The organism is Mycolicibacterium celeriflavum (assembly GCF_010731795.1).
GTDB lineage: Bacteria > Actinomycetota > Actinomycetes > Mycobacteriales > Mycobacteriaceae > Mycobacterium > Mycobacterium celeriflavum.
In genome coordinates, this window is the sequence record NZ_AP022591.1 from 4,368,385 (window position 1) to 4,382,217 (window position 13,833).

At 67.6% G+C, this 13,833-nt stretch carries 10 protein-coding genes and 1 pseudogene; 7 read left to right on the forward strand and 4 right to left on the reverse strand.

The annotated features are described in order from the left end of the window. The first annotated feature begins 12 nt into the window (after positions 1-12). Positions 13-1,461: an NAD-dependent succinate-semialdehyde dehydrogenase gene (locus G6N18_RS20960; protein ID WP_083002476.1), complete on the forward strand. Its 1,449-nt coding sequence runs from the start codon at positions 13-15 to the stop codon at positions 1,459-1,461. Between the two features lie 58 nt (positions 1,462-1,519). Next, positions 1,520-3,517 (forward strand): SGNH/GDSL hydrolase family protein, encoded by a 1,998-nt coding sequence (locus G6N18_RS20965; RefSeq protein WP_083002479.1) that lies wholly within the window; start codon positions 1,520-1,522, stop codon positions 3,515-3,517. 59 nt (positions 3,518-3,576) lie between these two features. Here G6N18_RS20965 and G6N18_RS20970 read toward each other — a convergent pair. Then, positions 3,577-3,894, reverse strand: a pseudogene (locus G6N18_RS20970) (chorismate mutase); the annotation flags it as partial. A gap of 192 nt (positions 3,895-4,086) precedes the next feature. Here G6N18_RS20970 and pcrA point away from each other — a divergent pair. After that, positions 4,087-6,378, forward strand: a complete 2,292-nt coding sequence (pcrA, locus tag G6N18_RS20975; RefSeq protein ID WP_083002562.1) for a DNA helicase PcrA — start codon at positions 4,087-4,089, stop codon at positions 6,376-6,378. On the opposite strand, the gene G6N18_RS20980 is transcribed toward pcrA, so the two are convergent. Together G6N18_RS20980 and G6N18_RS20985 are read right to left on the reverse strand one after the other, a co-directional pair. Next, positions 6,375-6,983, reverse strand: coding sequence for a hypothetical protein (locus G6N18_RS20980; RefSeq protein ID WP_234806169.1), 609 nt, complete (start codon positions 6,981-6,983; stop codon positions 6,375-6,377). The two genes, pcrA and G6N18_RS20980, sit on opposite strands and share 4 nt — an antisense overlap. A gap of 9 nt (positions 6,984-6,992) precedes the next feature. Then, positions 6,993-8,057 (reverse strand): M23 family metallopeptidase, encoded by a 1,065-nt coding sequence (locus G6N18_RS20985; protein WP_083002486.1) that lies wholly within the window; start codon positions 8,055-8,057, stop codon positions 6,993-6,995. A 270-nt stretch (positions 8,058-8,327) separates the two neighbouring features. On the opposite strand from G6N18_RS20985, the gene sucC reads away from it, so the two are divergent. The 4 genes from sucC to modA all read left to right on the forward strand — a co-directional run bounded on the left by sucC (position 8,328) and on the right by modA (position 12,877). Continuing rightward, positions 8,328-9,491, forward strand: a complete 1,164-nt coding sequence (gene sucC, locus G6N18_RS20990) for an ADP-forming succinate--CoA ligase subunit beta (RefSeq protein WP_067219876.1) — start codon at positions 8,328-8,330, stop codon at positions 9,489-9,491. A gap of 14 nt (positions 9,492-9,505) precedes the next feature. Beyond that, positions 9,506-10,420, forward strand: a complete 915-nt coding sequence (sucD, locus tag G6N18_RS20995) for a succinate--CoA ligase subunit alpha (protein ID WP_067219880.1) — start codon at positions 9,506-9,508, stop codon at positions 10,418-10,420. Between the two features lie 173 nt (positions 10,421-10,593). Continuing rightward, complete coding sequence (locus tag G6N18_RS21000; protein WP_083002492.1) at positions 10,594-12,120, forward strand: acetyl-CoA acetyltransferase; 1,527 nt, start codon at positions 10,594-10,596, stop codon at positions 12,118-12,120. Between the two features lie 34 nt (positions 12,121-12,154). Continuing rightward, the gene (modA, locus tag G6N18_RS21005; RefSeq protein WP_407663586.1) at positions 12,155-12,877 is read left to right on the forward strand and encodes a molybdate ABC transporter substrate-binding protein; all 723 of its coding nucleotides are present in this window, start codon (positions 12,155-12,157) and stop codon (positions 12,875-12,877) included. Here modA and G6N18_RS21010 read toward each other — a convergent pair whose 3' ends face one another. Further along, positions 12,878-13,726, reverse strand: coding sequence for an LLM class F420-dependent oxidoreductase (locus G6N18_RS21010; RefSeq protein ID WP_083002497.1), 849 nt, complete (start codon positions 13,724-13,726; stop codon positions 12,878-12,880). It lies immediately after the preceding gene. Positions 13,727-13,833 lie beyond the last annotated feature (107 nt).

Below are 13,833 nucleotides of genomic sequence, written 5' to 3' on the forward strand. Positions count from 1 at the left end.
TAATCAAGAAATATGGATACCGCGAAGCTGCTGTCGTCAGTTCCCACCGGACTGTGGATCGGCGGTGAAGAACGCCAAGCCGCCTCGACCTTCGATGTGCTCGACCCGTCCGACGACTCCGTGCTGACCTCGGTCGGCAACGCGGGAGCCCAGGACGCGGTCGACGCGCTCGATGCAGCCTGCGCGGTGCAGGCCGAATGGGCGGCCACCGCCCCGCGCCAGCGCGGCGAGATCCTGCGCGCGGTGTTCGACACGATCACCGAACGCGCCGAGGACATCGCCACGCTGATGACACTGGAGATGGGAAAGGTGCTGCGCGAGAGCATGGGCGAGGTCACTTACGGCGCCGAGTTCTTCCGCTGGTTCGCCGAGGAGGCCGTGCGCATCGCGGGCCGCTACACCCCGAGCCCGGCGGGCAGCGGCCGCGTCCTGGTCACCAAGCAGCCGGTCGGCCCGTGTTACGCGATCACGCCCTGGAACTTCCCGTTGGCGATGGGCACCCGCAAGATCGGCCCGGCGCTCGCCGCCGGCTGCACGATGATGGTCAAACCTGCCCAGGAGACGCCGTTGACCATGCTGCTGCTGGCCAAGCTGATGGACGACGCGGGCCTGCCCAAGGGCGTGCTGTCGGTGCTGCCGACCAACAACCCCAAAGACGTCACCGCCGCGCTGATCGACGACGGCCGGCTGCGCAAGCTGACCTTCACCGGCTCCACCGGCGTCGGCAGGGCGCTGGTCAGGCAATCGGCCGACAAGCTGCTGCGCACGTCGATGGAACTCGGCGGCAATGCGCCGTTCGTGGTGTTCGACGACGCCGACATCGACGCCGCCGTCGACGGCGCAATCCTGGCCAAGATGCGCAACGGCGGCGAGGCCTGCACGGCGGCCAACCGGTTCCACGTCGCGAACCCGGTGCGCGAGGAGTTCACCGAGAAGCTGGTCAAGCGGATGAGCGAATTCACGCTCGGAAAAGGAGTCGACGGCTCTGCCACCCTGGGGCCCCTGATCAATGCCAAGCAGGTCGCCACCGTCACCGAGCTCGTGGACGACGCGGTGTCGCGCGGTGCGACGGTCGCCGTCGGCGGCGAGGCCCCCGGCGGCCCCGGCAACTTCTACCCGGCGACCGTGCTCACCGATGTCCCCGCCGACGCCCGCATCCTCAAAGAGGAGGTGTTCGGCCCCGTCGCGCCGATCACCGGCTTCGACACCGAGGAGGAGGGCATCGCCGCGGCCAACGACACCGAATACGGGCTGTCCGCCTACATCTACACCAGGTCGCTGGACCGCGCGTTGCGCGTCGCCGAGCGCATCGAGTCCGGCATGGTCGGCGTCAACCGCGGCGTGATCTCCGATCCGGCGGCGCCGTTCGGCGGCGTCAAGGAGTCGGGCTTCGGTCGCGAGGGCGGCTTCGAGGGCATCGACGAGTACCTCGAGATCAAGTACATCGCGCTGACGAAGTAGGCCGACACGCCGCCGCGCCTGCACCGCCGCGTCCGTCGGCGCAGGCAAGATTTCGCAAGTGAATGCGCGTCGCTCCGTCGCGCCCGCTGATCGCCGCCCGCGGTCCGACCTTCGCTCCTCGCGTGCGCATCGGCGTGGCGAGATCCCCGCCCTCGACGGCATCCGCGCCGTCGCTGTCGCACTGGTACTCGCCGACCATGGCGGCATCCCGGGCGTCTCCGGCGGCTTCCTCGGCGTCGACGTCTTCTTCGTGCTGAGCGGCTTCCTGATCACTTCGCTGCTGCTCGACGAGCACGCCCGCACCGGCCGAATCCGGCTGCGTGACTTCTGGATTCGCCGGGCCCGCCGATTGCTGCCCGCGCTGCTGGTCACGGTGCTGGCGGTCGTGGCGTTTCGCGACCTGTTCGCGCCGGAATCGGTTGCGACGCTGCGCGACGACGCCGTCGCGTCGTTCTTCTGGGTGGCCAACTGGGCATTCGTCGCGCAGCGCACCGACTACTTCTCGCAGGGCGCACCCCCGTCGCCGCTGCAGCACACCTGGTCGCTGGGGGTCGAGGAGCAGTACTACCTGCTGTGGCCGCTGCTGCTGATCGTCGTCGCGGTGCTGTTCTGCCGGCGGGACCGGGTGCAACTGCGGTGGGTGGTCTTCGCACTGGCCACCGTGGGCGCGATCGCGTCGGCGACGGCGGCGATCGTGTTCACCAGCGAGGCGTCGCTCAACCGCATCTACTTCGGCACCGACACCCGCGCGCAGGCGCTGCTCGTCGGTGCCGCGGCGGCCGCGCTGCTGGTGCGGGACTGGACGACGGTGACCATGGCCGGGCCGGTGATCCGGACGCGGTGGCTGCGGTGGGTCGGCCGCATCCTGTCCGTCGTCGGCGTCGCGGTACTGGCCTTCGCCGTACACACCGCGACCGGCAGCGTCGGCGACTTCCGCGCCGGCCTGCTGATCGTCGTGGCGCTCGCGGCAGGTCTGGTGATCGGGGCGGTGGCAATGGACCAGGACGGGCCCGCCGCGCGCGTGCTGGCGTGGCGGCCGCTGGTCTGGCTGGGGGCGATCTCCTACGGCGTCTACCTGTGGCACTGGCCGATCTTCCTGGTGGTCAACGGTGAACGCACCGGATGGTCCGGTTGGTCGTTGTTCGCCCTGCGCTGCGCGGCGACGCTGGGTGTGGCTGCGCTGTCGTGGTGGCTGCTGGAACAGCCCATCCGGCGCTGGCGGCCGGTGATCGTGCCGATGCTGCCGCTGGCCGGCGCGACGGCTGCCACCGCCGCGGTGATCACGATGACCGTGCTGCCGGTCGGCGTGCCGTCGACCCCGGTGCAGGACTCGCGCATCGACTCCGCCGCGCTGGTCGCACCGGAGATTCCGGTCGAGGTGCAGCGCACAGTCGCCCGGGAACCGGGCACCCGGACCGTCGCGGTGTTCGGCGACTCGGTGGCGTGGACGCTGATGCGCTACCTGCCCGAAACGCCGGGCCTGGCGTTCACCGACTACACGACGATCGGATGTGGCATCGCGCGCGGCGGACCGTACCGGTACGTCGGGCAGACGCTCGACCAGAAACCCGAATGCGACTCATGGCCGATCAGGTGGTCCCAACGCGTCAAGCACGACCGCCCCGACGTGGTGCTGCTGATCGTCGGCCGCTGGGAGGTCGTCGACCGGATGAACGAAGGGCGTTGGACGCACATCGGCGAACCCGCCTACGACGCCTATCTGCGGGCCGAACTCAATCGCGCGCTCGACATCCTGTCCTCGACCGGCGCGCGCGTCGTCGTCACCACCGAGCCCTACAACCGGCGCGCCGAGAAGCCGGACGGCAGCCTCTACCCCGAGGACGACCCGGATCGCACCGACGACTGGAATGCCTTGTTGCGCAGCGCGGTCAAGTACCGGCAGAACGTCTCGGTGCTCGACCTGAACCGCAAGCTGGGCCCGAACGGCGGCTACACCAACCGGATCGACGGCATCCGCATTCGCAGCGACGGCGTACACCCCACCCCCGAGGCGGTCGAGTGGCTGACGCCGTGGTTGACCGACGCGCTGCGCTAGTGATTTCGGTGTCGGCAGTCGCGGTCAGCGCGACCAATTACACCGAAATCCCTGGAAGGTCAGTGGCCGAGGCGACCGCGACCCAGACGCAGCAGCAGCATCGCGAGGTCCTTGCCGTCGGGGCCGAGTTCGCTGTAGCGCTCGATCACCTTCATCTCGCGGCTGTGCACCAGGCGGGTTCCGCCGGACGCCATGCGGGCCTGGCCGATCAATTTGGACACCTCGGTACGGCGCTTCACGGCCGCGAGGATCTCGGCGTCGAGCCGGTCGATCTCCTGGCGCAGGTCATCGATATCGGGCACAGTCTCGGTTTCGTTCGTCATGGGATTTCTCACCGCTCTCGTTGTGTGGGGTCTGGCCTCGTCCGGTCCTGGGCCTCACACAAGAGGAAGCTCTCGGGAAGCAGCTAGACCACGGGCACCGCGGACCGGTACCCGTAGAAAAATCGCTGTTTGCTGAGCACGAGACAAAGTGTGCCACCAACAGCCCTGCCAGCGCAAAGCCCGATACGCGGTTCGACCGCGGGGATGTCCCTGCGCAACGGTAAGTTCGGTAGTGACATGACCCAGATGAACCTGGCCACCGAAACCGACCAACTGCTCGACGGGCTCAACCCGCAGCAGCGCGAGGCCGTCCTGCACCAGGGCTCGCCGCTGCTCATCGTCGCCGGTGCCGGCTCGGGCAAGACCGCGGTGCTCACCCGCCGGATCGCCTATCTGTTGGCCGCCCGCGACGTCGGCGTCGGACAGGTACTGGCCATCACGTTCACCAACAAGGCCGCCGCCGAGATGCGCGAGCGGGTGGTCGGGCTGGTCGGCCCGCGGGCCCGCAACATGTGGATTTCCACCTTCCATTCCTCGTGCGTGCGGATCCTGCGCAACCAGGCCTCGTTGATCAAAGGCCTGAACTCGAACTTCTCGATCTATGACGCCGACGACTCGCGGCGCCTGCTGCTGATGATCGGCAAGGACATGGGGTTGGACACCAAGCGGTACTCGCCGCGGCTGCTGTCCAACGGCATCTCCAACCACAAGAACGAGTTGATCGGCCCGGAGCAGGCTGCGGCCGAGGCTTCGGAGGCGGGAGAGGAGCTGCCCGGCATCATCGCCGAGGTCTACGCCGAATACCAGCGGCGCTTACGCGCGGCCAACGCGCTCGACTTCGACGACCTGATCGGGGAGACAGTCGCTGTGCTGCAAGCGTTTCCGCAGATCGCGCAGTACTACCGGCGGCGGTTCCGGCACATCCTGGTCGACGAGTACCAGGACACCAACCACGCCCAGTACGTGCTGGTGCGCGAATTGGTCGGCACGGAGACGGTCGATGGGGTGGCGCCTGCCGAACTGTGCGTGGTGGGCGATGCCGACCAGTCGATCTACGCGTTCCGCGGCGCGACGATCCGCAACATCGAGGACTTCGAACGCGATTTCCCCAATGCCACAACGATTCTGCTGGAACAGAATTACCGCTCGACCCAGAACATCCTGAACGCCGCGAACTCGGTGATATCACGCAACACCGGCCGTCGGGAGAAGCGGCTGTGGACCGACGAGGGCGACGGCGAGTTGATCGTCGGCTACGTCGCCGACAACGAGCACGACGAGGCGCGCTTCGTCGCGCAAGAGATCGACGCGCTCGCCGAGGATGGCTACTCCTATAACGACTTCGCGGTGTTCTACCGCACCAACAACTCGTCGCGTGCGCTCGAAGAGGTCTTCATCCGCGCCGGCATCCCGTACAAGGTCGTCGGCGGCGTTCGCTTCTATGAGCGCCGGGAGATCCGCGACATCGTCGCCTACCTGCGGGTGTTGGACAATCCCGGCGACTCGGTGAGCATGCGCCGCATCCTCAACACGCCCCGGCGCGGCATCGGCGACCGCGCCGAAGCATGCGTGGCGGTGTACGCCGAGAACACCGGCCTGTCCTTCAACGATGCGCTGCAGGCGGCCGCCGAGGGCAGGGTGCCGATGCTCAACACCCGTGCGGAGAAATGCATTTCGGCGTTCGTGGACATGCTCGACGACCTGCGTGGCCGTCTCGACGGGGAGCTCGGCGAGCTGGTCGAGGCGGTGCTCGACCGCACCGGCTACCGCGCCGAACTCGAGTCGTCCAGCGATCCGCAGGACCTCGCGCGGCTCGACAACCTCAACGAGTTGGTCAGCGTCGCACACGAATTCAGCACCGATCTGGCCAACGCCCAGGCGCTCGACGACGAGCCCGTCGATGAGGACATTCCCGACACCGGGGTGCTGGCGCAGTTCCTGGAGCGGGTGTCGCTGGTGGCAGACGCCGACGAACTGCCCGAGCACGGCGCCGGAGTCGTCACGATGATGACGTTGCACACCGCCAAGGGCCTCGAGTTCCCGGTCGTGTTCGTGACCGGCTGGGAGGACGGCATGTTCCCGCACATGCGGGCGCTCGGGGATCCCACCGAGCTCTCCGAGGAGCGCCGCTTGGCCTACGTCGGCATCACCCGGGCGCGCCAGCGGCTCTACCTCAGCCGGGCCAAGGTCCGCTCGTCGTGGGGTCAGCCGATGCTCAACCCGGAATCGCGGTTCCTCAAGGAGATTCCGCAACACCTCATCGACTGGCGGCGCACCGACCCGACACCGTCGTTCAGCGCACCCGTGAGCGGCGCGGGCCGATTCGGCGCCCCGCGACCGTCGCCGACCCGCTCGGGAGCGGGTAAGCGGCCGTTGCTGGTGCTCGAACCCGGCGACCGGGTCACCCACGACAAGTACGGGCTCGGCCGCGTCGAGGAGGTCACCGGCGTGGGCGAGTCGGCGATGTCGCTCATCGACTTCGGCAGCTCCGGTCGCGTCAAGCTGATGCACAACCACGCGCCGATCAGCAAGCTCTAACCGGAGCGCTCCCAGCGGCCCGTCGCGGGCAGCGCCGCCAGCACGATGCTGGCCAGCGGCAGCAGCGGGATTGCGTACACCGCGGCGGGCAGCTTGGCGCCGGCGACGAACAGGCTGGAGAAGATCAGCAGCGCCACCACCGCGCCGACGACGATCAGCCACCGGCTGACCGAGCGGCGCAACAGCAGCCCGATCAGCCCGGCGATGAGGGCGGCCGCAGAGATCGCGGTCAGGAAGCCGACCGCGACGCAGAACAGGCGGTCGGTGCGCCACCAGCCGGTGATCAGATCGGTGGCGATGACGGCGGTGGCCCAGCCGGTCAGGATGCTCACGGCCGCCGCGGCGATCGCGGGTTTCGGGCTGGCCGCTGGTGGCTGGGTCGGGGACACGGTGACCGGGCGGGCCCGGGGCACATATGTCGTCTGCGGCTCGCCCTCGCCCTCGCCCTCGCCGACGGGAATCTCGCCGGTGGGGTGGCGCCGGATGATGGTTGTCTTCGGGTCCTGACCGGTGGGGATCTCGCCCGTGGGGTGGCGGCGGATGATGCCCGTCTCAGCGCTCGACGGTGTTGGGCGTTTCAGATCAGGATCGTCGTCGCTGGCCACCCGGCCAGACTAGTTGGACGGGTTCAGCCCGCGCTTGGCCAGCCAACCCACCGGGTCGACACGGTCGGTGCCGTTCAGGTGCACCTCGAAGTGCAGGTGCGGTCCTGTCGAGTTGCCGGTGTTGCCCATCTTCGCGATCTGGTCGCCGGCCCAGACCCGCTGTCCGACCTCGACCTCCCACGCGCTGAGGTGGCCGTACAGCGTGACGGTGCCGTCGGCGTGGCGCAGCTTGACCATGTTGCCGTAACCGGCGTACGGCCCCGCGGAGACGACCACGCCGTCGGACGCCGCGAGGACCGGTGTGCCGATCGAGTTGGCGATGTCGATCCCGGCGTGCAGTGCCCCCCAGCGATAGCCGAAGCCCGACGTCCACATGCCCCTGGTCGGCATCACGAACATCGGCCGCTGCAGGCGCGCTTCACGTTCGGCGCGCTCCTGCGCGAACGCCGCGGCCTTCTGAATCTCCTCGGTGTGCAGCGCCGAACTGGCGGCGGGCGTGACGGTGACGATCTGCATGCCGCCCGTCGCGCCGCTGACCGCGTTGGCAAGGGCGTCGTGGTCGACCGCGAGCACGGTCTGTGACGACGACTCCTGCGCGGCGTTGGCCATCGAGTACGCACCCGCGGCGGTCGCACCGACCGCCATTGCGGCGACCATCAGCCGGCCCTTCACCGGGATCTCCTGCTTGCGGTGCTGGGCCGTGCGGCCGCCGATGTTGATCACGTCGGTGGCGGCCATGCCGTCGCTGGTGTCGGTGTTGCTGTCGCGGTAGGCGTGCGCGCGGCGCGCGTGGCGCGGCCCGGCCTGGAACTCCGATGGCACCGCAAGTCGCAGCGGCACGAGATCGTCGGTGTCGTTCAGATCGTCGAGTTCGGGGGCGTGGATGACCTGCGCTTCGCGGTCGAACGCGCTGTTCTCACGGAAGTCGGCGTCGGCCCCGAAATCGGGCAAGCCGCCGAACTCGTTGAACGGAATGATGTCGGTGACTTCGGCGGGGGATTCGCTTACGCGGCCGTCTATTTGCCGATTCGTCGATGACCTGCGGTGAGATCCAGACGAACGGTGCGCAGCCAACGTAAAGAATCCTTGCTTGTCATGATGCTTGCCGTGATCGAAACGTTATCGAAGCCAGAGGCACGTTAACCAAACCCCAATGAAGGCTGCAAGCTGTACGGCTATTCCGCGAGCGAATGTGACTTGTATCACGGCTACGGGGCGGTGAGATCTGCCACATGACAGGTGGGCGGTGCCAACGCGTTCCGCAGGTGTGGATAAAGTTCCCCCGAGCCTTCGGCCCAACAACTCCGCAATCGACGCGCTAGAGACAGGGACGTTCCAAAGCCAATGGATCTCTTCGAATATCAGGCGAAAGAGCTCTTCGCCAAGCACAACGTACCGACCACACCGGGTCGGGTGACCGACACCGCCGAGGACGCCAAGGCGATCGCCGAGGAGATCGGCAAACCCGTCATGGTCAAGGCGCAGGTCAAGACCGGCGGCCGCGGCAAGGCCGGCGGCGTGAAGTACGCGGCCACCGCCGACGACGCGTTCACCCACGCGCAGAACATCCTCGGCCTCGACATCAAGGGCCACATCGTCAAGAAGCTGCTGGTCTCCGAGGCCAGCGACATCGCCGAGGAGTACTACATCTCGTTCCTGCTCGACCGCGCCAACCGGACCTACCTTGCGATGTGCTCGGTCGAGGGCGGCATGGAGATCGAAGAGGTCGCCGCCACCAAGCCGGACCGGCTGGCCCGGGTGCCCGTCGACGCGACCAAGGGCGTCGACGAGGCGTTCGCGCGTGAGATCGCCGAGAAGGGTCATCTGCCCGCCGAGGTGCTCGACGCGGCCGCGGTGACGATCGCCAAGCTGTGGGAGGTGTTCGTCAAAGAGGACGCCACGCTGGTCGAGGTCAACCCGCTGGTGCGCACTCCTGACGATCAGATCCTCGCGCTGGACGGCAAGGTCACGCTCGACGGCAACGCCGACTTCCGTCATCCCGAGCATGCCGAGTTCGAGGACCGGGACGCCACGGACCCGCTGGAGCTCAAGGCCAAGGAGCACGACCTCAACTACGTCAAGCTGGACGGTCAGGTCGGAATCATCGGCAACGGTGCGGGCCTGGTGATGTCGACGCTGGACGTCGTCGCCTATGCCGGCGAGAAGCACGGAGGCGTCAAACCGGCCAACTTCCTCGACATCGGCGGCGGCGCCTCTGCCGAGGTGATGGCCGCGGGCCTGGACGTGATCCTGCACGACGAGCAGGTCAAGAGCGTGTTCGTCAACGTGTTCGGCGGCATCACCTCCTGCGACGCGGTCGCAAACGGCATCGTCAACGCGCTGAAGATCCTCGGCGACGAGGCCAACAAGCCGCTCGTGGTCCGACTCGACGGCAACAACGTCGAAGAGGGCCGTCGCATCCTGGCCGAGGCCGACCACCCGTTGGTGACCGAGTTGGGCACGATGGACGAAGCCGCCGACAAAGCCGCCGAGCTGGCGAACAAGTAAAGGACCCCTGGCTTATGTCTATTTTTCTGAACAAGGACTCCAAGGTCATCGTCCAGGGCATCACCGGTGGTGAGGGCACCAAGCACACCGCGCTGATGCTCAAGGCCGGCACCCAGTTGGTCGGCGGCGTCAACGCCCGCAAGGCGGGCACGACGGTGTCGCATGTGGATAAGGACGGCAAGGACGTCGAGTTGCCGGTGTTCGGCTCCGTCGCCGAGGCGATGAAGGAAACCGGCGCCGACGTGTCGGTGGTGTTCGTGCCGCCGAAGTTCGCCAAGGACGCGATCATCGAGGCGATCGACGCGGAGATTCCGCTGCTGGTCGTCATCACCGAGGGAATCCCGGTGCAGGACACCGCGTATGCGTGGGCCTACAACCTAGAAAAAGGTGGAGGAAAAGGTCCAAAAATCCGCATCATCGGCCCCAACTGCCCCGGCATCATCACGCCCGGCGAGGCGCTGGCCGGCATCACGCCCGCCAACATCACCGGGCCCGGGCCGGTCGGCCTGGTGTCCAAGTCGGGCACGCTGACCTATCAGATGATGTTCGAACTGGGCGATCTGGGCTTCTCGACCTCGATCGGCATCGGCGGCGACCCGGTCATCGGCACCACGCACATCGACGCGATCGAGGCGTTCGAGAAGGACCCCGACACCAAGGTCATCGTGATGATCGGTGAGATCGGCGGCGACGCCGAGGAGCGGGCCGCCGAGTACATCAAGGCCAACGTGAGCAAGCCGGTCGTCGGCTATGTCGCGGGCTTCACCGCGCCCGAAGGCAAGACCATGGGCCACGCAGGCGCGATCGTGTCCGGATCGTCCGGTACCGCGCAGGCCAAGAAGGAAGCGCTGGAGGCCGCGGGCGTGAAGGTCGGCAAGACGCCGTCGGAGACCGCGCGCCTGGCCCGCGAGATCCTGCAGGGTATGTAGGAGCTCACCGATCTCTCCGCGAGCGCGCGTGTTTGCAGCCGACACTCCGCTCCGGGGCACCCTTTTGCGCACCTTCACGGACCGGTGAGCGTGCGTGATCTACACCGCAGGATTAGGACCACGTTCCGGCCCTCGATTAGCCTGACGAATTAACACCCGTCAGGAGGTCTGTAATGGTCGATCCCCGGACCCCGGTCATCGTCGGCGTCGGGCAGTTCACCGAGCGCATCGACGATCCGGACTACCGCGGCATGTCGGCGGTGGACCTCGCGACCGAGGCGGTGCGAGCGGCGCTGGCCGATACCGGAGTCGACGTCACCGCGGCCGCGAAGGCCATCGAGACGGTGTACGCCCTGCGCCAGTTCGAGATCTCGGGGCCGATGCCCGCGACGCTGGGCAAGTCGAACAACTATCCGCGTTCGGTGATGCGGCGGGTCGGCGGCGATCCCGCGCGCGTGGTGCTCGAACCGGTCGGCGGCCAAGGCCCGCAGAAGCTCGTCACCGAGGCCGGAAACGCCATCGCGGCGGGTGAATTCGACGTCGCGATGGTCATCGGTTCGGAACCCGGGTCGACGACCCGCTACTTCGCCAATCGCGACGACAAGCCCGACTTCACCGAACACGTCGACGGCCCACTCGAGGATCGCGGACACCAGATCCACCAGTACTTCACCGAGTACACCGCCTCGCACGGATTGACCGGCGCCGCAGTGCAATACGGCCTGCTGGACAACGCCCGGCGCCGTCGGCTCGGGCTGGGCGTCGCCGAATACCGGAGGCAGATGGCCGAATTGTTCGCGCCGCTGTCGAAAGTGGCTGCGAAGAACCCGTTTTCGTCATCGCCGGTCGAGCGTTCGGTCGAGGAGATCGTCACGGTCACCGACGACAACCGGATGATCTGCGACCCGTACCCCCGGCTGCTGGTGGCACGCGATCAGGTCAACCAGGGCGCCGCGGCGATCATGATGTCGGTGGCCGCCGCACGTCGTCTGGGGGTGCCCGAGGAGAAGTGGGTGTATCTGCACGGCCACTCGGACATGACCGAGCAGGGCCTGCTGGACCGCGTCGACCTCGGCGCCAGCCCGGCGGCCGGACACGCCGCGCGAGAAGCTATGCGGGTGGCGGGAATCGGTGTCGACGACCTCGCGACGTTCGACCTGTACAGCTGCTTCCCGTTCCCGGTCTTCGTGATCTGCGAAGCGCTGGGCGTCGACGCCGACGACCCGCGTGGCCTGACGGTGACCGGTGGCCTGCCCTACTTCGGCGGCCCGGGCAACAGCTATTCGCTGCATGCCATCGCCGAAACGGTCACGCAATTACGCGACAACCCAGGACGATTCGGCTTCGTCGGCGCCAACGGCGGCACCATGAGCAAGTACTCGGTCGGCATCTATTCGACGCTTCCCGCCGACTGGCGGACCGACCGCAGCGCAGAGCTGAACGCGGAAGTCGCGGCATTGCCGACGGTTCCGGTCACCGAGCACCCCGAGGGTCGCGCCACCATCGAGACGTACTCGGTGCGTTACGACTGGCCGGTGCGCACCGGGATCATCGTCGGCAGGCTCGACTCGGACGACTCGCGGTTCCTGGCCATCTCCGAGGACGACGACCTCGTCGCGCTGATGTCCGACGGCGACCCACTCGGGGCGGCCATCACGGTGCGCCCAGCCGACAAGGTCAACCGCGCGAGCCTGGCCTGACCGCAGAAGGACAGCCGTGAAACCACTCGTGCTTCTGGCCGCGCTGTTCACACTGGTGACCGCGTGTGCGGACCAGTCGTCACAGGACACGCTCACGGTGTTCGCCGCGGCTTCGCTGAAGGGCACGTTCACCGAGATCGGCAAGCGGTTCGAGGCGGACAATCCCGGCACCACGGTGGAGTTTTCGTTCGCCGGATCCTCCGACCTGGTCACGCAGTTGACACAGGGCGCGCCTGCCGACGTGTTCGCTTCCGCCGACACCGGGAACATGGACAAGGCTGCGGCGGCGGGACTGCTGGCCGGCGACCCGGTGAATTTCGCGTCGAACACGCTGACCATCGCGGTACGCCCTGGAAACCCCAAGCACATCAACGCATTACGTGACCTCACCCGGCCCGATGTCAGCACCGTGGTATGCGCTCCGCAGGTGCCGTGCGGCTCTGCGACGCAGAAGGTCGAACAGGCCGCAGGCGTGGAACTGTCGCCGGTCAGCGAGGAGTCGTCAGTCACCGATGTCCTCAACAAGGTCACCAGCGGCCAGGCCGACGCCGGAATCATCTACGTCACCGATGTCCGGGACGCAGGCGGCGATGTCACCGCGGTTGCGCTGCCTGAAGCCGCCGAGGCCGTCAACGTCTATCCTATTGCGGCGCTGAAGGAGTCGTCGCGGCCCGACCTCGCTCGGAAATTCGTCGAGGCGGTGACCGGCGAGGCGGGCCAGAAGGTGCTCGGCGCAGCTGGCTTCGGCAAGCCCTGATCACACCAGGGCGGCCAGCTTGCCCGCCAGGCGCTCGACGTAGGCGGCGACGTCGTCGGCGGACTTGTCGGGAAGCCCGAAAAGCACCTCGGTGACACCGAGTTCGGCCCAGCGGGCCAACTTTTCGGGGTCCGGCTTGAAATCCAGCGCCACGATCTGCGGCGCCCCCTCGCGACCCGCCGCCGCCCAGGTGTCCTGCAGCAGCTTGACCGGCTCGTCGATGTCGAAGTCACGCGGCGTGGTGATCCAGCCGTCCGCGGACCGGGCGATCCACTTGAAGTTCTTCTCGGTGCCCGCGGCGCCGACGAGGACCGGGATGTGCGGTTGCACGGGTTTGGGCCACGCCCAGCTGGGCCCGAAGTTGACGAACTCGCCGTCGTAGGACGCCTCCTCCTGGGTCCACAGCGCCCGCATCGCTTCCAGGTACTCGCGCAACATGGTGCGCCGCCGACCGGGCGGCACGTTGTGGTCGGCGAGTTCATCGGTGTTCCAGCCGAATCCCACCCCCAGGCTGACGCGGCCGCCCGACAGGTGGTCGAGCGTGGCGATCGACTTCGCGAGCGTGATGGGGTCGTGTTCGACCGGCAGCGCGACCGCCGTCGACAGCCGAACGCGCGACGTCACCGCGGCCGCGGTGCCGAGGCTGACCCAGGGGTCCAGGGTGCGCATGTAGCGGTCGTCGGGCAGCGACTCGTCGCCCGTCGTGGGGTGTGCCGCCTGCCGCTTGATCGGGATGTGGGTGTGCTCAGGCACGTAGAACGTGGTGAAGCCGTGATTGTCGGCCAACTTGGCGGCCGACGCCGGAGTGATCCCGCGGTCACTGGTGAACAGCACGAGCCCGTAATCCATGCCCGAATTAGAACGTGTTCTAGTCAGAAGGGCAAGCGCAAAGTCGGAGACAGATGTTCACGGCGATTCGGGCGAACCGGTGCCGGTCTCGACCCGACCCGCTGTGC